Here is a 20941-nt window from a genome sequence, read left to right as displayed (position 1 = left end):
CACCCGGCCGTATCGGCCTCAGACGAATGGGAAGATCGAGCGCTTCCACCGCACTCTCGCGTTCGAATGGGCCTACGCCCGGCACTACGGCTCAGAAGCCGAGCGCGCCGCCGCTTACCCGGCCTGGCTCCATGAGTACAATCATCACAGACCCCATACCGGCATCGGCGGCAAATCACCCATCGACCGCGTACACAACGTCCATGGGAAGAACACCTAGTGTTCGGGGTGGCGGGCGGTGACGCGTTCACCCTCCAGCAGCCGCGGGGTGATTTCAACTCCCGGCCCGACCAACACCAGCGCGTCCCCGGCCTGCCACTGGCCGATGGCAAAGGGCAGCAGCCTTTCCATGCCCAGCTCGCTGGAGACCAGGATCGTTCCCTGCGCCCGGCCCGGGTGGGAGAAGAGCTGCTCGTAGCTGAGCTCGGCGTTGGCGGTGCGCAGCGCGCTCAGGCCGCCGTCGACCGGTTGCGGGTAGTAGTCGTCGGCAAAGGCGCGTACCTCGGCGTTGTAGTCCTCGGCCGGTCCCAGATCCCCGGTGAAGGACAGGGCCAGTGCGGCCAGGTCCACACCCAGCACGTCCGCACTTGCCGGAATGTGCTCCCCGGCCGGACGGTCGCTGATCCACAACGCGGCGGTGGCGGATTGCGGGTCGTCGGGGGTGATGACGGTCGCCCCGTGGTGCCAGGCCGCGACGGCCAGCACCAGGCTCTTCCAGTGGACGGGCAGGTCGAAGACCAGCTTGCTGGCTTCCTGGACGTCGAACAGCTCGGCGAGCAGGTTCGCCGTTTTCGCCACCCAGTTGTCGAAGACCCGTCCGCTCAGTTCAATGCGCTCACCGTCGGCTGAATGCCAGATCAGCCAGGGGGTTGCGTCGGCGCGGCGGGGGCCAAGTAACTTTTCGACGAAAGGTAACGAATTGGTATCGATTGTCATGCTGAACCTCAATCGCTTGCTGGGAATTCACCGGGAATGCGCGGAACTGGCGACTCGCCCGGATTGGCGGGGGATTTCTCCGGCGTGTTGTGAAGACACAATGCCGAGATCTGTCCATAGAATAACCTCCCCGCTTGACTCTCGAGGAGTTACACCGATGTAATTAGATGGTGCGCCGGACGCCGGTAAGAGTTTTTCGATATTTCGATGGACTAACCGGAGTCGGGGCGTGTGGCATCGTCAGGATGCCTGAGACGAGACGTGTAGCGAAAGGGTCAACATCACCATGGCGAAGATGGAGCAGGGGTACTCCGAGTATTCGACATCGGCTGTTGCGTCCGCCCAGTATGGGGTTCAGGGCGCTCCGTCCGATTGGTTTGTCGATCCGCAGGCCGACGGGGCATCGCAGTCCTCCGTCGCCGCTGATTTGGAGAATGCCGCGGATGCATTCCTGCGTGAACACCAGACCCAGTCGCAGCCGGACGAGGACAACACCGGCTCCTGGGCTCCGGAACTGGATGAAAACGACCAGATGCGTGAGAGCATTAAGGCTGTCTGGCTGGGAATCGGTGGGGAAGTCGACGAGGGTGAACTCGGTTGGCAGGCCCGTGCGCTGTGTGCGCAGACCGACCCGGAGGCCTTCTTCCCGGAGAAGGGCGGCTCGACCCGCGACGCCAAGCGTGTCTGCGGGGCCTGCGTGGTCCGCTCCGAATGCCTGGAGTACGCATTGAGCAATGATGAGCGCTTCGGCATCTGGGGAGGCCTGTCCGAGCGTGAACGTCGTCGTCTACGGAAACGAGCAATCTAATTCGCCCGCAAGTTCATGTCACCGCCATCGTTGCCACGCACGATGGCGCTGACTTTTTACCACGCACTTTAGCCGCGCTGCGCAACCAGTCCCGGCCCATTGAACGGTTCATCGGTGTTGATGCCAGCTCCACCGACGGCTCCGCCCAGGTGTTGAGCGCCAACCTGCCGTCCAATGCGCTGATCGTCAGGGCGGACAAGCACTCGCTGGGCCTGTCGGTGGCCGAAGCCGTGGCCAGCCTGCCCGATGCCCGCGCGGATCGCGATGAATGGCTGTGGATCATCCACGACGACTCGATGCCGGCCCCCGACGCCCTGGAGGCGCTGACCACGGTGGTTGAGGCCAGCGAGTCGGTGACGATCGCCGGGTGCAAGCTGCTGGACATCGACTCCCCGCGACGGCTGATCGACGTGGGGCTGAGCACCGACCGCAAGGCGCAGCGGCTGACCATGGTCGACATCGACGAGGTGGACCAGGGCCAGTACGACGCGCGCAGCGACTACTTTGCGGTCTCCTCCGCCGGCATGTTCATCCGCCGCGACGTGTTCGAGGAGCTGGGCGGCTTTGATCCGGCCCTGCCCGGACGCGGTGACGACATCGACCTGTGCTGGCGCAACCGTCTGGCCGGTCACCGCGTGGTGGTGGTCCCGGCGGCGAAGATGTACCACCGCACGGACGTGCATGCGGCGCTGGCCGGGCCGAAGGAGGCCCGCCGCTCCGAGGTCTACCTGCGCCTGAAGCACGCCTCGGCGCCGGCGCTGCCGTTTGTGTGGCTGGGGATCCTGCTGGCCGGGATCGGGCATTTCTTCCTCTCGCTGCTGGCCAAGGACCCGGGCCATGCGTTCAACCACCTCGGTGCCACGCTGCGCGGGTTGTTCAGCCCGGTGAAGCTGGCCGCCTCCCGGCGCCAGGCCAAGGCCAGCCGGCGGGTCTCCCGCCACCAGGCGACCCGGCTGATGGTTCCGGCGGTGGAGGTGCGCGAATACCGGCGCAACCTCAGCGCCAAGGCCGAGGAGCACCAGGTGTTCGGCGACGGCACCGGCGCGGAGCCCGCGGCCGAGCCCAGCGGGGACAACTTCTCCGACTTTGTGCGCATCGCCGGGCCGCCGAAGACCACCGCGGTCTTCTCCCTGATTTTTTCCCTGCTGCTGACCACCGGCGTCTCGCTGGTGGCGTGGCGTTCGCTGCTCGGCGCCCAGGCCCTGGGCGGCGGGGCGCTCAAGCCGTTGTCGCTGAGCCTGAGCGAGATTTCCCGCAACGCCTTTGGCTGGTGGCAGCCGGCCGGCAGCGGCCTGGGGGCCGCACCGGATAACACCGACCTGCTGTACTGGCTGCTTTCCGCGCTCAGCTTCGACCACGCCAACCAGGCCAGCGCCGTGCTGCTGCTGGCCGCGATGCCGCTGGCCGCCCTGTTCGCCTGGTTCGGCGCCGGGGCGCTTTCCCGCTCCCGGGCGGTGCGCTTTGTGCTCAGTCTGTTCTGGGGCCTGTCCCCGGTGCTGTTCTCCGCCCTGGCCTCCGGCCGGGTGGGCGCGGCGCTGATCCATGTGCTGTTGCCGCTGCTGTTCCTGGCGGTGCTGCGCGCGCTGAAGGCCGGGATCGGGCATGAGCCCACGGCCGGTGCCGCCGGGATTTCCAACGCCTCGGCGTGGACCGCCTCGGCCTGCGCGGCGCTGCTGCTGTTCCTGATTTCGGCCGGGTCCTTCCCGTTCTTCCTGCTGTTGTGCGTGCTGCTGTACCTGGTGGCCATCACCCGCGCCCGCCAGGCGCGCACCCTGTGGTGGGTGCCGCTGCCGGCGCTGGTGTGGAACCTGCCGCTGCTGTTGGAGGCGCTGGGCAACCCGCGCCTGCTGTTCACCGAGCCGGGCGTGCCTTCCGCGTTCACCCCGGCCGCCCCGTGGCAGCAGCTGCTGGGCTTCCCGGAGGCGTTTGACGCCGCCGGCACGCCGCTGGGCTTCGGCTTCCTGCCCGAGGGCCCGTGGGCGCTGGTGCTGGCCCTGCTGGTCGGCGCCCCACTGGTGGCGCTGGCCGTGGTGGGCACCATCGGCAGCGCCGCCACCGGCCAGCGCACCCTGCGTTCGAACTGCCGGATGATGGTGCTCGGTGCCCTGCTGTCACTCGTCGCCGGGTGGGGGATTGGCTTCATCCCGGTGGGCATCGACTCGCAGCAGACGGTCAGCGCCTACACCGGCCCGTTTGTCTCACTGACAGTGTTCGCCCTGCTGGCTGCGGCGGCCAACGCGGTCGCCGCATTGCGCGCCGAACACCACGCCCACGGGCAACGGGCCCGCGGCGCCGCGCCGACCCTGAAGCTGCTGGCCGTGTGCTCCGCGGTGAGCGTGGTGGCCTGCGGTGCGGTGGCCGTGGCCGCCACCCTGGATGTGCCGGCCCCACAGCAGTCCCCGACCGCCCTGGTGGCCGGGCAGCAGGTGCACGCCTCGGCTGAACGCAGCATCCCGGCCACGGCCGCCGATGCCGGACGCGGCCCGCTGCAGGAGCGCACCCTGGTGCTGCGCCAGCGGGCGGATGGCAGCATCGACAGTGAACTGGTCTCCGGGGCCGGGCAAAGCCTGGACTCGCTCAGCCGCAGCTCCCAGGTGGCGCAGCTGACCGGTTCGCTGCTGCACCCTGAACGCAATGAGAATTCGGTGCCGCAGGACCTGCAGCGCCAGGCCGTGGCGATGCTGCTGGCCGATTCGACCGTGGACGCCCGGGAAAACCTGCGCCAGCTCGGCGTCGGATATGTGGTGCTGGACCAGGCCGGGGAACCCTCGGCCATGGTGCGCACCCTGGACGCCGCCAGCGGCCTGGCCGCCATCGGGCAGACCGACAGCGGCTGGCTGTGGCGGGTGACCTACGATAACGCGGTGGACGCCGGTACCGGATTCGCCCGCCTGATCGCCGAGGACGGCAGCGTGCAGGTGCTCGACAGCCGCCGCGGCACCCTGCGCGACGTGCAGATTCCGGCCGCGCAGCAGCCGCGCACCCTGGTGCTGGCCACCGGTGTGGACAGCCGCTTCAACGCCAGCCTGGACGGGCAGCAGCTGCGCCCGGTGACCTACCCGCAGGACGGGGAACAACGCTGGGCGCAGGCGTTCGAGGTGCCCGCCCAGGGCGGGGCACTGAACGTCGGCTACCAGCAGCTGCTGGCCGTGCCGCTGCTGGTGCTCGGCGCGGTGGTGCTGCTGGTGACCGGGCTGCTGGCCATCCCGGTCCCGGCCGGGCGCCGGCTCTCCGGATACCGGGATGCCGACTTCCGTTTCCGTGAGGAACCGGTATCGGTGGGCACCGCGCACGGTGCCACCGTGGCCCCGCAGCGCCCGGAGCCGACGACGCACGCCGAGCAGCTGGAGGAACCGGCCCCGCAGCTGGTGCCCGACACCCCGCTCAGCCGACGCCAGGCCCGGGAGCGCCAGCGTGAGCTGCGCGACCAGCTGGCCCCGAAGGCCAGTGACCGGTTGTCCGATTCCAGCGTTGAGCAGGAGAAGAAATAGTGGCTGACGAATCGAAGAAGCCGATGGACGACCAGCCGAACACCGGGCGGGAGGACAACGCCAAGGGAGCGCAGGGAACCCCCGCCCCGAAGCCGGCTTCCGGCGCGCTGCCCGAACCCAAGCCGGCGGCCCCGCAACCGGTCACCGAGGCCAGCGGGTCGCACCGCGCCGCCGAGCCCGGTGCGGGTGCCGGCGCACCCAAGGGCGACGCGCCGAGCCCCGCCGAACTCAAGCGCCGGGCCAAGGCGGAGGCCAAGGCCGAGAAGAAGGCGCAGAAGCTGCGCCAGAAGCGGGAGAAGGCGCGCGGGCGCACCCGGGGCAAGGAGCCGAACGAGGCACCTGCCGCCGGCAGCGCAGCAGAACCCGCGAAGAAGCCCGCGCAGCGCCAGCCGCAGGCCACGGCTCCGGCTTCGGCACCCGCAAAGCCCTCCGGCCCACAGCCCGGGACCGCCCAGCCGGGCACGGATCGCCCCCAGGCCAGCACGCCCGAGGGCGCCGGACCCGGGGCCGCGGGCAAACCCGCGAACCCGGTGCCCAAGCCGGCCGACGCCTCTGACGCCGCCCCGGCCCAGCCCGGCGGGCCGGCGCGGACCACGGAGCACGCGCACAAGCCGGCGTCCACCGATGCAGCGTCCGCCCCGGAGCGGCCCGCCACGGCCAAGGACGCGGGCAGCACCGCGGTGTCCGGTGCCGCCGCGGGCAGTGCCGCCGGGGCCCAGGCCGCCAGCGGCGCCGCCGCCCAACAGAAGCCGACCGCTTCGGACACCCGGGGCGAAAGCGACGGCACGACTGGCGCCCAGCCCGGAACCCCGGCCCCGCAGGCGACGGCGGCCGGTGCCGCCGCCACCGACCTGGACTCGAAGGCGGCCAAGCGCCGCCGCAAGCGGGAGAAGGCGCAGGCCGCCGCGGCCCGCGACAGCCGGCACTCCGGACGGCGCAAGGCCGGGGCGGTGGCCGGCAGCACCCTGGTGGTGCTCCTGGCCGGCGGCGCCGTCGCGGCGGGATCGCTGTTCGCACCGCAGGCCGAACCGGGCAAACTGCCCAGCGCCGTCACCAGCCTGCCGGCCGGGGACAGCGTGTACACCTGCCCGCAGGTGCCGCAGCTTCTCAAGGGCGTGGACGGCACCGACCCGCAGTTCGCCCCGGGCGCCAAGGACGTGTCCACCAGCATCCGCAGTGCCGTGGTCTCCGACCTGGCCAAGCGCATTCCGGGATCCGGGCTCGGTGAGCTGGGCCAGGACGAATCCCGCCAGCTGACCAAGCGCATCCCGGACGAGCAGGCCCGCGAGGCCCGCGGTTCGGATGACCAGGGCCTGACCGGGCGCACCGCCCAGGTGAGCAACACCGCGAACCTGGACCCGCTGCAGGTGCTGCGCATCCAGCCGCTGGGGGATCTGCCCTCCATCGGCAGCGGGCTGCGCAGCTACCAGGCCAAGGACGGGGACCTGGCCGGGTTGGCCGCGGGCAACTGTGTTGCCGCCGCGTCGAACTGGCGGTTCACCGGCCTGCAGACCACCACTGGCAGCTCCTCGGTGCTGCACCTGGCCAACCCGACCTCCACCACCGCCCAGGTCTCCATTGAGCTGCGCGGTCCGCAGGGGCTGGTCGACACCTCCACGCTGCAGGAAATCGTGCTGGCCCCCGGGGCGAACCGGGCCATCGTGCTCGGCGGCTACGCGCAGGGCCAGGAGTCGGTCTCCGCGAACATCCGCTCGCTGGGCGGGAAGATCACCGCCAGCATCCAGCAGTCCGCGCTGCGCGGGCTGACCCCCTCGGGGGTGGACTTCGTCGCGGCCAGCGCCCCGGCGGCCAACACCCAGGTGATCCCCGGGGTGTGGATCGATGAGAAGTCGAACATCGACGAACTGACCGCAGATGCTGCGGCGAAGAACCTGGTGCCGCAACTGCACGTGTCCGCCACCGGCGCCGCCGGGGCCGGGTTCAGCGTCAAGGTGCTCGACGAGCGCGGCGAGGTCGCCGCGAAGTTCGATGACCACCTGGCCGTCGCCTCGAACGCCACCTCGATCGTGGACCTGCGCCAGCTGGACTCCGGGTACTACACCGTGGTGGTGGAGGCCGATGACCCGGTGACCGCCGCGGTGCGCATGGTGCGCGGAAAGAACCCGAAGGACTCCTCGGACACCGCCTGGGCCAGCAGCTCCCAGCCGCTGGTGGGCAACCAGGTGACCCCGCTTTCGGCCCACGGCAACGCGACCTTCACGATCGCCGCCCCGCAGGGTGAAGCCACCGTCAACGCCGTGGTGATCTCCAATGACGGATCGATGGCCGAAGGCCAGGAGCTGAAGGTGCCGGCCGGCACCTCACGCACCTTCAAGCCCACCGACGTTTCCGAAGACGCCCAGGCGGTGCTGTTCCAGGCCGACGCGAACGCCTACATTGCCCAGACCCTGCTCGGCTCGGACCGTTCGGTCAGCTGGGCGAAGATGCCGCCGGCCAGTGTCGGCAGCGAGGGCATCGTGGTGAACGTCGGGGGCTAGCGCCACCACCAATTGGACCCCGGCCGGCAGGACCCCACACGGTCGCTGCCGGCCGGGGTTCTGTGTATTGTGCCCCGCCCGGACGCACTGCCGGTGGCGCGGGCCCCGGTTCCAAGGCTACTGACAGGAAAACTCCGCGCACCGCCCACGGTGGCATAAGCTGGCCGCCGAAAGGTGGTAGACATGGCCGATGTAGCCGAACTCAAGCGCCTGGCCCGCGAGGTCTTCGGGTGGGAATCCTTCCGCGCGGACCAGCTGAAGGCCATCAAGGCCGCCGTGGATGGACGGGATGTGCTGGCGGTGATGCCCACCGGCTACGGCAAGTCCGCGATCTACCAGGTGGCCGGGATGGCGTTGGAGGGACTGGTGGTGGTCGTCTCCCCGCTGATCGCGCTGCAGTCCGACCAGCTGGAGGACATCAACGCCCTGCCCGGCAGCGTGCGGGCGGTGGCGGTGAACTCCGCGGCCACCGAGAAGCAGCAGCGCCAGGCCTGGCAGGACGCGGCCGAGGCAAAGATCAAGTTCCTCTTCCTGGCCCCCGAACAGCTGGCCAAGGACGAGGTGATCGACCGGCTGAAGAAGCTGAAGCCGGCATTGTTCGTGGTTGACGAGGCGCACTGCGTCTCCGCCTGGGGCTATGACTTCCGGCCCGACTACCTGCGTCTGGGAGCGCTGAAGGATTCGATCGGCGGGCCGGGCACCGTGGCGCTGACCGCCACCGCCTCCGCCCCGGTGCGTGAGGAAATCGTGGAACGGCTGCGGCTGAAGGACGCCCTGGTGATCGCCGAGGGCTTCGACCGTCCCAACCTGCGCCTGGAGGTCAACCGGCACCACGAGGACGGGCAGAAGCGGGCGGCGGTGCTTGAGCAGGTCGCAGCGCTGCCGCGCCCCGGACTGGTGTACGTCTCCACCCGCAAGGACACCGAGCTGTACGCCGCGGAACTAAACGACCGGGGCCTGCGCGCGGCCGCCTACCATGCCGGGCGCAACCGCGGGGACCGGCAGGCGGTGCACAACGACTTTTTGGACGGGAACCTGGACGTGGTGGTGGCGACCACCGCCTTCGGGATGGGAATCGACAAGCCCAACGTGCGTTTCGTGGTGCACGGGGACATCCCCGGCTCCCTGGACAGCTACTACCAGGAAATCGGCCGGGCCGGCCGGGACGGGGAAGCGGCGCGGGCGATCCTGCACTACCGCTCCGAGGACCTGGGGCTGCAGACCTTCTTCGGGACCCACCACGCGGACCCCGAGGAGGTGCGCCGGGTGCTCACCGCCCTGCATGGGGCCGGGCGGCGGGTCAGGCCCTCAACCCTGAAGCGGGAGCTGGCCGGGCAGTTCTCCGCCCGGAAGGTCACCAACCTGGTGAACCTGCTCGAATCGGCCGGGGTGGTGCGCACCCGGCGCAACCTGGTGATCGCCGAACCGGGCCCGGAGGTGGACCAGGCGGTCGAGCAGGCGGTGGAGTCGGCCGAGACCCGGATCCGGATCGAGCGTTCCCGCCTGGAGATGATGCGCGGCTACGCGGAAACCGAGGGGTGCCGGCGCCAGTACCTGCTGGGCTACTTCGGCGATGAGCTGGAAAACCCGTGTGGCAACTGCGACAACTGCCTGGCCGGCACGGCGCAGGACCTGAGCGAGGCCGATGAGAGCTTCCCGCTGAACGAACCGGTCATCCACGAGCAGTGGGGCAGCGGGATCGTGATGAGCAGCGAACAGGACCGGCTGACCGTGCTGTTCGAGGAGGAAGGCTACAAGACGCTGTCCAAGGATGTCATCGACGAGACCGGGGTGCTGCGCCGGCAATAGGCCGGGGCGCTACAGGTCCGGGTCCTCGGGGAAGTACTCCGGGTCGATCTCATGCACCGACTGCATCCACAGCTGGGAGAGCTCGTGCACCACGCACTGGTGCACGATGTCCACCACCTCGGGGTAGGACTCGGCGATCTGCTCAATCGGCAGCCGGTAGATGCTGATCCTTGCCCGCCGGCCGGGGGTGGCGGTGCGCGAGGAGGCCAGCGGCACCCGGTCCCCGGAGGCCGCCGCATTCTCCAGCAGCTTGCCGCTGGGCACCGGGCGGATCCGGAAGTCGATGGCCTCCACCGCCGTGCCCCAGCGTTCGGCCAGGCGCTGCGCGCTGGCCACCACCGCGTCGTCGAAGCGTTCCGGGCGGGTGCGGTACCCGGGCAGGTGCATGGGCACCAGCGGTCCACGCCGGCCACGCCCGTGGCGGCGCCGGCGCGCGGGCAGGGCCGGGGGTCGGGATTTCTCCTTCATGCCCGCCAGCATACAAGGAAACACCCCGGCCGTGCGGTGCCCGCGCCTGCCGGGTTTGTGGGCCGGCGGCGAGTAGACTTAGCACCGTGGAAGGTCTTCGTTTATGCTCTCGTCCCGCGTGCCGCGAACAGGCGCGGGCCACACTGACCTATGTCTACGCGGACTCCACCGCGGTGCTCGGTCCGTTGGCCACCTACCCGGAGCCGCACTGCTATGACCTGTGCGCCCAGCACGCCGACCGGCTGACCGTTCCCAGCGGCTGGAAGCTGATGCGCCTGCAGCTGCCGGACTCGCTGCAGCAGTCCGCCGCGCAGGACGATGAACTCTACGCGCTGGCCCATGCGGTGAAGGAAGAACGCCCGGCCCCAGAGAAGCCCGCCCCCGCCCAGCGCAGCGCCCGCGGCGCGAAGCTCGACGCCCGCCCGCGCCTGGCCGTGCTGCCCCAGGACCAGCAGGACACCGGCCGCTAACCGGCTGCGGCCCCGCGCCGCCGTGGACGCAAAAGTCACCCCGTCCCCGCCGCCGGCGGCCTAGCGCGCAATGCCCTGCGCCGCCTCCCACCGCGTCCAGTGCCGGTGGTGCTGAGAGAAGCCGCGATAAAACGTCACCTGATTGCCCCCGCACCGGCGAATGTGACTAGCATCAAGCACTAAGTGCTGCGCCAGGCCGGTACCCCGGCAGCGCCCAGCCACCGACGTCGCGAAAGACTGGGAGCCCATGAGTATTGACTACAAGATCGCCGACATTACCCGCCATGAGGAAGGCCGCCACCAGATCCGGCTGGCCGAACAGGAAATGCCCGGCCTGATGTCCCTGCGCGCCGAGTTCGGTGACGCCAAGCCGCTGGCCGGGGCACGCATTGCCGGCTCCCTGCACATGACCGTGCAGACCGCGGTGCTGATTGAAACCCTGGTGGCCCTGGGCGCCGAGGTGCGCTGGGCCAGCTGCAACATCTTCTCCACCCAGGATGAGGCCGCCGCCGCGGTGGTGGTCGGCACCGGCACGGCCGAACAGCCGGCCGGGGTGCCGGTGTTCGCCTGGAAGAACGAATCCCTTGAGGACTACTGGTGGACCACCGAGAATATCCTCACCTGGCCGGGGGCCGAACAGGATCCGAGCCTGGGGGCGAACATGATCCTGGATGACGGCGGGGACGCGACCCTGCTGCTGCACCTGGGCGTGCAGTACGAGGCGGCCGGCGCGGTGCCCGGCCCGGACGCGGCGGAAAACCACGAGCACGGGATCATCCTCTCGGTGCTGCGCGAATCCCTGGTCCGCGACGCACAGAAGTTCACCCGCATCGCCGGGCAGATCCAGGGCGTCTCGGAGGAAACCACCACCGGCGTGCTGCGCCTGCACCAGCTGGCCGAACGCGGCGAACTGCTCTTCCCGGCGATCAACGTGAACGATGCGGTCACCAAATCCAAGTTCGACAACAAGTACGGGATCCGCCATTCGCTGCCCGACGGAATCATGCGCGCCACCGATGTGCTGATCGGCGGGAAGGTCGCCGTCGTGTGCGGCTACGGGGATGTGGGCAAGGGGGCCGCGGAGGCGCTGCGCGGCCAGGGCGCGCGGGTGATCATCACCGAAATCGACCCCATCTGCGCCCTGCAGGCCGCCATGGACGGCTACCAGGTCGCCCGCCTGGAATCCGTGGTCGGCCAGGGGGACATCTTCATCACCACCACCGGCGGCAAGGACATCATCCGGGTCGAGCACATGCTGGCGATGAAGGACAAGGCCATCGTGGGCAACGTCGGGCACTTCGACAACGAGATCCAGATGGCCGAGCTGGCCGCCGTGCCCGGCGTGCAGAAGATCGAAATCAAGCCGCAGGTGCACGAATGGGTGCTGGAGCCCGGCACCGGGCAGGAACGCTCGATCATCGTGCTCTCCGAAGGCCGGCTGCTGAACCTGGGCAACGCCACCGGCCACCCCTCCTTCGTGATGTCCAATTCATTCACCAACCAGGTCATGGCCCAAATCGAGTTGTTCACCAAGGCCGGTACCGGGCACTACGACAAGCAGGTCTATGTGCTGCCCAAGGCACTGGATGAGAAGGTGGCGCGCCTGCACCTGGACGCCCTGGGCGTGGAGCTGACCGCCCTGAGCCCGGAACAGGCCGAGTACCTCGGCGTACCGGTGGAAGGACCCTACAAGTCCGACGCCTACCGCTACTAAAGGCGCCCGACGGCCGGGCCGGTCCTTGGCGGGCGGCCCGGCCCGGCACCCCACCGGCGAAGCTGGAGGCTAGCGGTGTGGTAATCCGGGAAAGTGCGCTGGTCACTGGTTATGCTGAAATCGCGACAGCCATCAGCAGGCTGAAGCAAATCGTCGATCGCCCAACGCGCACACCCGGGAGGACATCTCATGGCTGAAACGCCGGAGAACAACAAGCAGAACGAAGGTGCAAAGCCACAACCCGCACCGACGACTCCCGCCCCGACGGTGAAGGCCTCGCTCAGCGAGAAGGCCGAGAAGCTGGCCGCGCGCCTCGAAGAGCACAAGAACCAGCAGCCCAAGCCGACCCAGGCCGAAGCCGCAACACCGCCCGCCGCGTCCGGGCAGCAGGCCCAAAAGCCCAGCCCGAGGACCCCGACCGGGGACAAGCCCGCCGCGGCGGATAAGGGGGCGCAAAAGCCGGCCGCACCGGGCTCGGGGGCAACCCAGCCGGCCACCGGCAAGCCGAAGGCCGAGCAGGCACCAGCCGCGCAGCCGGCACCGAAGACCACCGTGCAGCCGGTGACGAAGAAGCCGGCCGCCCCGGCCACCAAACCGGTCAGCAAGCTGGAACCGGCCACCGAACCGGTGGAGGATGTCATCCGGGCCATTAAGCTGCCCCATGAGATCGCGGCGGAGAAGAAGGCCAAGGCCGCCCAAAACACCGGGTCCAGCGCCGCCCGGCCCGCCAGCGTGCCGCCGGTGACGGTCGCCGGGCCCAACGCCAGCCAGAAGAGCAACGCCTCGGCCGCCGCCGTGGCCGAAGCCCGCTCCCGGGTCTTTGGCAGCTACGTCCCGGAACCCGAGCCCTCCGAGGCCGCCGTGAAGCGCCGGGTCGCCCGGGAGCGTGCCCTGAACTCCAAGCCGCCGCTGGGACGCACCGCCCAGGTGCTGCTGGCCCTGATCTTCCCGGTCCTGTCGCTGATCGCCGCGATCCGCCTGGTCGCCACCCCCGCCTTCCTGGCCCTGGCCTATGGCCGCCCCGGCTTCCCGGCCGACGCCTACGGCTTCTCCTGGCCCGAACGGCTGACCTATGGCAGCTACGGGGTGGATTACCTGAACAACTTCGCCGGCCCCGAATACCTCTCCGGGCTGCGTCAGGCGGATGGTTCGGCGCTGTTCACCGACGCCGAGGTGCAGCACATGGTGGATGTGAAGAACCTGATCGGGTTCGCGTACGTGCTCGGTGCGGTGCTGGCGGTGCTGGCGATCGTGCTGATCGTCTACCTGATGCGCCGCTACGCCGGGGGAGTGCGCCGCGGGCTGTTCGCCGGGGCGCTGATTACGCTCGGGCTGATGGCCGCGCTGGTGGTCGCCGCCGTGATCGGCTGGCAGGGCTTCTTCACCAAGTTCCATGAGCTCTTCTTCTCCGAGGGCAGCTGGACGTTCTACGTCACCGACACGCTGATCCGTCTCTACCCGCAGCAGTTCTGGATTGACTCGGCGATCAGCCTGGCGGTGCTGCTGCTCTTGGTGGTCATCATCGTGCTGATCACCTGCTGGCCCACCGGCCGGCGCCGCGAAGCCTCCCGGCTGCGCCAGGATGCGCGGGTCTTCGGGCTGGGCAACAGCTAACACCGCGAACGCGCACCGTGGCCCCAAGGCAGATCAACCTGCCTTGGGGCCACGGTGCGTTAACGGCCCCCAGCGGCGGTGCGCCGCACCGCTCACCGGTCGGGGTGGGCGACCTGACCGCCCAGCACAAAGATCCCGTCCGGGGCCCCGGGCAGCTGGCGAGCAGTGGTGGGCGCGAAGATGCTCACGCACCAGGGGGAGTCGGGGGTGAAGGGGCGCAGGTGCCAGTCGGCGTAGCGCCCCAGCAGCTGCAGCCCGGTGCCTTCCGCCGCCCGGTCCTGGTCCGCGGGCCCGCCAAAGACGGCGGCGGTGGTGCCCAGAATGAACACGCCCTGCGGATCCAGCAGCGCGCCGGCCTGCCGGAACACGCCGGCCAGTTCGCGCGCGGAGAGGAACGCGGCCACGTTGCCCGCCATCAGCAGCCCGTCATAGCGCTGGATTAGTCCGGCCTGCTGCAGCCGGGCGGAGCCGATGTCGGTGACCGGCATCCGGCGGTACCAGGCGGGATCGAAGAGCTCCGCGGCCACCTGGAGCACCTCCCCGGAGGTGTCGATGCCCCAAGCCAGATGGCCCGCGCGACGCAGCGCGTTGACCGCGGCGCCAATCCCGCACCCCAGATCCAGCACCCGGGCCCGGCGCGGCAGCAGCGCGTCCAGGAACCGGGCATCGGTTTCCAGGTCCACGCCGGCCGTGGCCAGGTCCCGCATCTTCTGGGCGTACTGCTGCAGGTCGGGGGTGATCATGGCCCCATCCTTGCACCCGCGGAGACCGGAAGGCCAGCACCGGGGTGCATCTGCCAGCCGGCGGGCAGCTCAGCGCTGGTAGAGCCCGCCGATCACCGTGGCGTAGGTATCGAGCACCTCTTGACGCTTGAGCTTGAGCGAGCTGGTCAGGTGCCCGGAGGCCTCGGTCAGCTCATCGGGCAGGATCTGGAACTTGCGGATCGACTCGGCCTTGGAGACGGTCAGGTTGGCCGCATCCACCGCCTGCTGCACCTGGGCGATCACCTGCGGGTGGGTGGCGGCCTGGCGCAGCGAGAGGTCACCCAGGTTCCGGGCCTTGGCCCACAATGCCAGCTCCTCATGATCCAACGCCACCAGCGCGGAGATGAACGGGCGGTTGTCTCCCACCAGGATGCAGTGCGCGACGATGCGTTCGGCGCGCACGGTTTCCTCCAGCGGGCCGGGGGCGACGTTCTTGCCGCCGGCGGTGACGATCAGCTCCTTCTTCCGACCGGTCACCTTCAGGTAGCCCTGCGCGTCCAGCTCCCCGGTGTCCCCGGAGGTGAAGTAGCCCTCGGGGGTGAACATCTCGGCGGTGGCCTTGGGGTTGTTGTGGTATCCGGCGAACACCCCGATGCCCTTGATCAGGATTTCCCCGTCCTCGGCGATGCGCACGCTGGTGCCCGGGATCGGGCGGCCCACGGTGCCCACCTTGGTGTGCTCGGGCTGGTTCACGGTGGCCGGCGCGGTGGTCTCGGTCAGCCCGTAGCCCTCCACCAGCTGGATGCCGGCGCCACGGAAGAAGTGGGCCAGATCCTCGTTTAGGGCGCTGGCCCCGGAGATCGCGTAACCGCACTGCCCGCCAAAGACCTCGCGCAGCTTGGGGTAGAGCAGCACATTAAAGAGCCTGTGCTTGGATTTGAGCAGCAGGCCGGGCCCGCGCCCGGTGCCGTGCTGCTTGGCCTGCAGGGCCTTGGAGTAGGCGATGGCCACCTGTTCGGCCTGCGCGAAGAGCTTCGCCTTGCCGCCCTCCTCGGCCTTGGACAGCGCCGTGTTGCGGATCTTCTCAAACACCCGCGGCACCGCCAGCAGGAAGCCGGGCTTTACCGCCTGCAGGTCCTCGACCAGGGTTGCGGTGTTCGGGGAGTGGGCGATCACCGCCCCGCCGTGGATGCAGGCCTGCTGCACGGCGCGGGCCAGCACGTGGGCCAGCGGCAGGAACATCAAGGTGCGCTGGTCCTCGCCGAGCACGGTGCGCATGTAGTCGACCAGGTTGTAGGCGACCAGGGAGAAGTTCGCGTGGGTCATCATGCAGCCCTTGGGCCGCCCGGTGGTGCCGGAGGTGTAGACCAAGGTGGCCACGTCCTGCAGCCCGGCCCGGCTCCGGGCCGCCTCCAGCTGGCGCTGGCTGACCTGGTCGGGGTCGGCGAGCAGTTCGCTGAGCTTGGAGGAGGGGATGGAGCTCTCCCGGGCAGGGTTGCCGGCGTCAAAGAGGTAGACCTCCACCCGTTCGCCCAGTTGCGCGGCCGCCTGGCGGATCACCACCCGCTGGTCCGCGTTTTCGGCGAACACCACCCGGGCCCCGGAATCACGCAGGATCCATTCGATCTGGAAGGCGCTGCTGGTCTCATAGACCGGCACCGAGATGCCCCCGGCGAACCAGATGGCCTCCTCGACCAGGGCCCACTCGTAGCGGGTGCGGGACATGATTGCCACGTGGTCTCCGGGCTGCACCCCGTTGCTCATCAGCGTGGTGGCCAGGCGCTGCACATCGGTGAGGAACTGCCGGGCGCTGATGTCCCGCCAGGTGCCCTGGCGCTGCACGCTGAACAGCGGCTTGTCCGGGGCCTGCCGGACGCGTTCGAGCAATAGGTTGGTGGTGTTGTAGTTCGCATCCAGGTCATGCCGCAGCTCGACAGTCTCTTCGCGCATCAACTCAATCTTCCTGCCAGGTCGGGGAAATACCGCCAATACCTGGCAGTTACTTCACGGTAATATAACGTACTTAGCTCCAACTGGGAATCCAGACCCGGGCCCGCCAGGCGGTGTCCGGGATCATCTGCCCGGACCAGATCGGCCAGAAGAAAGCGGAGACCACCAGCAACACCGCCAGGAACAGCACCACCAGCACCAGCCGCGCCGGATAGCGCGGGGAGGCCGCCCCGCCGGGCGGGAGGAACTTGCCGATCATGAACGTCAGGGCGAGCATCAGGAACGGGGTCATCGGCAGCGTGTAGAAGAAGAACATGGTCCGCTCCGGGTACAGCAGCCAGGGCAGGAACCCGGCCGCAACGCTGGAGAGGATCGCCCCGGCCCGCCAGTCCCGGGCCCCGATCCACCACAGGATCAGCAACACCATGCTCAGGGCCGCCGCCCACCACATCACCGGGTTGGGCAGATCCGTGATCACCTCGGTGCACCGCGAGACCGTGCAGCCGTTCACCGCTTCGTCATAGCCCTCGAAGTAGAACAGCACCGGGCGCCCGGCGAACATCCAGGTCCAGGGCGGGGACTGCCAGCTGTGCGGCGAATCCAGCCCGGTATGGAAGCTGTAGGCCGAGACGTGGTACTGCCACAGCGACCGCAGCGGCGCCGGCAGCCAGCCAAGACCCTCCCCGGGATGCTCGGCCGCCCAGTTGCGGTAGCGCCCCTCGCTGCCGGCCAGCCAACCGCTCCAGGTGGCCAGGTAGGTGGCCAGCACCAGCGGGATGATCTGGAAAAAGGCCAGGATCCCGTCCCGCCACAGCCCCGAGACCACCCAGTGGCGGATCCCTGCGGTGCGTCGCGCCGACAAGTCCCACAGCACGGTCAGGATCCCGAACACCGCGACGAAGGACAGGGCCGACCACTTCACGCCCACCGCGCAGCCCAGCATCAACCCGGCCACCAGGCGCCAGGGCCGGAACCAGATCATCGGCCCGTGGCGCAGCATCCAGTAGTCCGCCCGGTTGCCCGGCGGGATGCTCAGCTTGGCGATCAGCCGCCGCCGCCCGTCGGCACGATCCAGCACCAGGGCGTAGAACCCGGCCAGGATGAAGAACATCAGGAACACGTCCAGCAGCGCCGTGCGCGACATGACAATCGAATGCCCGTCCACGGCCAGCAGCAGCCCGGCAATCCCGGCCAGTGCGTGCGAGTTGAACAGCGCCCGGGCGCACAGGGTCACCAGCAGCACCGCCAGGGTGCCAAACAGTGCGGTGGCCGTGCGCCAACCCAGCCCGTTGTACTCCCCGAAGACCAGCATCCCCAGCCCAATCAGCCATTTGCCCAAGGGCGGGTGCACCACGTAGGAGGCCCCACCCTCCAGCTGCGGGTCCCCGGCAATGAACCGGTCATTGCTCTCATCCACCCATTCCATCTCGTGTCCGAAATGCAGCAGCGCCCAGGCGTCCTTGACGTAGTAGGTCTCATCGAAGATCAGTTCGTGCGGGTGGTTCAGGTGCACGAAGCGCAGCAACCCGCCCAGGAGGGTGATGACCAGGGGGATGAGCCACGCCAGGACGCCGCCGGGGGCGGTGGCCGGCAGCAGCCGCTCGCGCAATGCGCTGGCGGTGAAGGCCTGGTACGGGGAACGGACCGGGCTGGCCGACTGGGATTTTGACTCGGTGAGGCTCATTGTCATTCATGCTACCGGTGGGCAAAATACAAATGCCGCAGTTACACACCTAGGGATAGGCTAATAAGGTGCAACAGGCTAAAGAAAACCCAGAATCCCCAGTTTCCGCGCCGGCACCCGAGGCCCGCGCCACACGGGATCCGGAGGGCCAGGGGCAGATCGTGCTGGGGGCCACCCCGATTGGCAACCTCTCCGACGCCTCTCCGCGGCTGCGCGAGATCATGGCCAGCGCGCACTTGATCGCGGCGGAGGACACCCGCAACTTCCACCACCTGGCACAGGGCCTGGGGGTGCGGCCCACCGGCCGGGTGATGAGCCTGCATGAGCACAATGAAACGCACAAGATTTCCGAGGTGCTGGAGGCGGTGCGCGACGGGGCGACGGTGCTGGTGGTCTCCGACGCGGGGATGCCGGCGGTCTCCGACCCCGGGTTCCCGCTGGTGGCGGCGGCCCTGGACGAGGGGCTGCTGGTCACCGCGGTACCCGGTCCCAGCGCCGTGCTGACCGCGCTGGCCCTGTCCGGGCTGCCCACCGGCCGCTTCACCTTCGAGGGGTTCCTGCCGCGCAAGGCCGGGGAGCGGCGCAAGCGGCTGCAGGCGCTGGAATCCGAGGAGCGCACCATGGTGTTCTTTGAGGCCCCGCACCGCCTGGCCGCCTTCCTGCAGTCCCTGTTGGAGGTGTTCGGCGCCGAACGGCAGATCGCCGTGGCCCGGGAACTGACCAAGAAGTTCGAAGAGGTCCGGCGCGGCAGCGTGCCCGAGCTGCTGGCCTGGGCGCAGGACGGGGTGCGCGGGGAGATCGCGGTGGTGGTCTCCGGGGCCCAGGCCCCGGCTGCCGGGAAGCCGGAGGACCATGTGGGGCAGGTGCAGCAGCTGATTACGGCCGGCACCCGGATGAAGCAGGCGGTGGCCGAGGTCGCCGAGGCCCGCGGGCTGAAGAAGCGCGAACTGTATGAGGCGGTGCTGGCCGCACGGCAGCAGGGCGAAAAATAGCGCCTTTGCCCGCGCGGCGCAACAATACTTCGATCCGCACGGTTTGGTGCGTCAAAATAGTGCCGCCAAGGCCCAAAGTGCATAGTCTAAATGCACAATTGGATCGTATATCACTGGTGCAAGGTGCGGTTTACACCACAGCCGGCACCCCCTAGCGTTGGAAGCAGACCTAGATCAGTTCCCGGCGCCGCCGGCCGCGGCATGCCGCCCGGCGAAGCCACCGGGACTCGAAAGTGTCCCGGCTGGCAGCGCCCTGACTGCCGGTCGGGGTTATGACGCCAACATCAGTCCTTACTACTACAGGAGAAGCCGCTATGAGCATTACCGCCGAACGCGAAGCAGAGCTGCTAGCCAAGGTCCCCACCGGTCTGCTGATCAACGGGGAATGGCGCGATTCCTCCGATGGCGGCACCTTTGACGTGCTGGACCCGGCCACCGGCCAGAAGCTGGCCACCCTGGCCAGCGCCACCTCCCAGGACGCACTGGCCGCCCTGGACGCCGCCGACGCCGTGCAGGCCTCCTGGGCACGCACCGCCCCGCGCGAACGCGCCGAGATCCTGCGTCGCGGCTTCGACCTGGTGACCGAACGCGCCGAGGACTTCGCGCTGCTGATGAGCCTGGAAATGGGCAAGCCGCTGGCCGAGGCCCGCGGTGAGGTGACCTACGGCGCCGAGTTCCTGCGCTGGTTCTCCGAGGAGACCGTGCGCCACTACGGTCGCTACATCACCACCCCGGAGGGCAAGAACAAGGTCCTGGTGCAGCACAAGCCGGTCGGCCCGTGCCTGCTGATCACCCCCTGGAACTTCCCGCTGGCCATGGCCACGCGCAAGGTCGCCCCGGCGATCGCCGCCGGGTGCACCATGGTGCTCAAGCCCGCCAAGCTCACTCCGCTGACCTCCCAGCTGTTCGCCGCCACCATGATCGAGGCCGGCCTGCCCGCGGGCGTGCTCAACGTGGTCTCCGGCGCCTCGGCCTCGAAGATCTCCGCACCGCTGATGGCCGATGACCGCCTGCGCAAGGTTTCCTTCACCGGCTCCACCCCGGTGGGCAAGCAGTTGCTGAAGGACGCCGCGGACAAGGTGCTGCGCACCTCGATGGAGCTGGGCGGCAACGCCCCGTTCATCGTGTTCGAGGACGCCGACCTGGACGCCGCAGTGGAAGGCGCCATGGCCGCGAAGATGCGCAACATGGGCGAGGCCTGCACCGCAGCCAACCGTTTCCTGGTCCACGAATCGGTGGCCAAGCAGTTCACCGAGAAGTTCGCCGCCGCCATGGGCAAGCTCAAGCCCGGACGCGGCACCGAACCGGACAGCACCGTCGGCCCGCTGGTCGAGGAGAAGGCCGTGAAGGAAGTGCACTCGCTGGTTGAATCCGCCGTGGCCGAAGGGGCCACCGCGGTGGTCGGCGGCGCCCCCGTCGATGGCCCGGGCTTCTTCTACCAGCCCACCGTGCTGGCCAACGTGCTGAATGACTCGGCGATCCTCTCCCAGGAGATCTTCGGCCCGGTCGCCCCGGTGACCACCTTCTCCACGGAGGAGCAGGCCATCAAGCAGGCCAACTCCACCGAATACGGTCTGGCCTCCTACATCTACTCGCGTGACTTCAACCGCCTGCTGCGGGTGGCCGAGCAGATCGAATTCGGCCTGGTCGGCTTCAACGCCGGGGTGATCTCCAACGCCGCGGCACCGTTTGGCGGCGTGAAGCAGTCCGGCATGGGCCGCGAGGGCGGCGCCGAGGGCCTGGACGAGTACACCTCCGTGCAGTACATCGGCATCGCCGACCCGTACGCCGCGAAGTAGTCGC

The 20941-nt window shown here is 69.1% G+C and carries 15 protein-coding genes; 10 read left to right on the top strand and 5 right to left on the bottom strand.

Annotation, left to right across the window (positions count from 1 at the left end; genetic code table 11):
• Positions 1-220: integrase core domain-containing protein (locus FDN03_RS07055; protein ID WP_138175415.1), on the top strand; the 220-nt coding region annotated here is incomplete at its 5' end.
• Here the strand turns inward: FDN03_RS07055 and FDN03_RS07050 are convergent.
• Complete coding sequence (locus FDN03_RS07050) at positions 217-936, bottom strand: TIGR03089 family protein (protein WP_138175413.1); 720 nt, start codon at positions 934-936, stop codon at positions 217-219. The two genes, FDN03_RS07055 and FDN03_RS07050, sit on opposite strands and share 4 nt — an antisense overlap.
• Before the next feature lie 286 nt (positions 937-1222).
• Between FDN03_RS07050 and FDN03_RS16930 the strand changes: the two genes are divergently transcribed.
• The 4 genes from FDN03_RS16930 to FDN03_RS07030 all read left to right on the top strand — a co-directional run bounded on the left by FDN03_RS16930 (position 1223) and on the right by FDN03_RS07030 (position 9542).
• Positions 1223-1744, top strand: coding sequence for a WhiB family transcriptional regulator (locus FDN03_RS16930; protein ID WP_138175411.1), 522 nt, complete (start codon positions 1223-1225; stop codon positions 1742-1744).
• The gene (locus FDN03_RS16795) at positions 1744-5235 is read left to right on the top strand and encodes a glycosyltransferase (RefSeq protein WP_283205477.1); all 3492 of its coding nucleotides are present in this window, start codon (positions 1744-1746) and stop codon (positions 5233-5235) included. The genes FDN03_RS16930 and FDN03_RS16795 overlap by 1 nt, the downstream gene beginning before the upstream one ends.
• Entirely contained in the window at positions 5235-7733 is a 2499-nt protein-coding gene (locus FDN03_RS07035; RefSeq protein ID WP_138175407.1) for a DUF5719 family protein, read from the top strand. Before FDN03_RS16795 ends, FDN03_RS07035 begins: the two co-directional genes overlap by 1 nt.
• A gap of 183 nt (positions 7734-7916) precedes the next feature.
• Entirely contained in the window at positions 7917-9542 is a 1626-nt protein-coding gene (locus FDN03_RS07030; RefSeq protein WP_138175405.1) for an ATP-dependent DNA helicase RecQ, read from the top strand.
• Between the two features lie 9 nt (positions 9543-9551).
• On the opposite strand, the gene FDN03_RS07025 is transcribed toward FDN03_RS07030, so the two are convergent.
• Entirely contained in the window at positions 9552-10010 is a 459-nt protein-coding gene (locus FDN03_RS07025) for a metallopeptidase family protein (protein ID WP_171021156.1), read from the bottom strand.
• Positions 10011-10096: 86 nt separating this feature from the next.
• On the opposite strand from FDN03_RS07025, the gene FDN03_RS07020 reads away from it, so the two are divergent.
• From FDN03_RS07020 to FDN03_RS07010, 3 genes are all read left to right on the top strand, one after another.
• A complete protein-coding gene (locus tag FDN03_RS07020) occupies positions 10097-10480 on the top strand; it encodes a DUF3499 domain-containing protein (protein WP_138175401.1) in 384 nt (127 codons plus the stop codon).
• Positions 10481-10727: 247 nt separating this feature from the next.
• Complete coding sequence (ahcY, locus tag FDN03_RS07015; protein ID WP_138175399.1) at positions 10728-12194, top strand: adenosylhomocysteinase; 1467 nt, start codon at positions 10728-10730, stop codon at positions 12192-12194.
• A 189-nt stretch (positions 12195-12383) separates the two neighbouring features.
• Positions 12384-13808: a TIGR01906 family membrane protein gene (locus FDN03_RS07010; protein WP_138175397.1), complete on the top strand. Its 1425-nt coding sequence runs from the start codon at positions 12384-12386 to the stop codon at positions 13806-13808.
• A 92-nt stretch (positions 13809-13900) separates the two neighbouring features.
• Here FDN03_RS07010 and FDN03_RS07005 read toward each other — a convergent pair whose 3' ends face one another.
• From FDN03_RS07005 to FDN03_RS06995, 3 genes are all read right to left on the bottom strand, one after another.
• Positions 13901-14551, bottom strand: coding sequence for a methyltransferase domain-containing protein (locus FDN03_RS07005; protein WP_138175395.1), 651 nt, complete (start codon positions 14549-14551; stop codon positions 13901-13903).
• A gap of 69 nt (positions 14552-14620) precedes the next feature.
• Positions 14621-16462: a long-chain fatty acid--CoA ligase gene (locus FDN03_RS07000; RefSeq protein ID WP_138175393.1), complete on the bottom strand. Its 1842-nt coding sequence runs from the start codon at positions 16460-16462 to the stop codon at positions 14621-14623.
• Positions 16463-16535: 73 nt separating this feature from the next.
• A complete protein-coding gene (locus FDN03_RS06995; RefSeq protein WP_138175391.1) occupies positions 16536-18146 on the bottom strand; it encodes a phospholipid carrier-dependent glycosyltransferase in 1611 nt (536 codons plus the stop codon).
• 158 nt (positions 18147-18304) lie between these two features.
• Between FDN03_RS06995 and rsmI the strand changes: the two genes are divergently transcribed.
• Both rsmI and FDN03_RS06985 read left to right on the top strand, forming a co-directional pair.
• The gene (rsmI, locus tag FDN03_RS06990; protein ID WP_246049847.1) at positions 18305-19138 is read left to right on the top strand and encodes a 16S rRNA (cytidine(1402)-2'-O)-methyltransferase; all 834 of its coding nucleotides are present in this window, start codon (positions 18305-18307) and stop codon (positions 19136-19138) included.
• Between the two features lie 314 nt (positions 19139-19452).
• On the top strand, positions 19453-20937 hold the full coding sequence (locus tag FDN03_RS06985; protein WP_138175387.1) for an NAD-dependent succinate-semialdehyde dehydrogenase: 1485 nt from the start codon (positions 19453-19455) through the stop codon (positions 20935-20937).
• The last annotated feature ends 4 nt before the right edge of the window (positions 20938-20941 follow it).

The sequence above is a fragment of the Glutamicibacter sp. V16R2B1 genome, assembly GCF_005774635.1.
Classification (GTDB): Bacteria; Actinomycetota; Actinomycetes; order Actinomycetales; family Micrococcaceae; genus Glutamicibacter; species Glutamicibacter creatinolyticus.
This window is presented reverse-complemented; position numbering and strand designations above follow the sequence as displayed.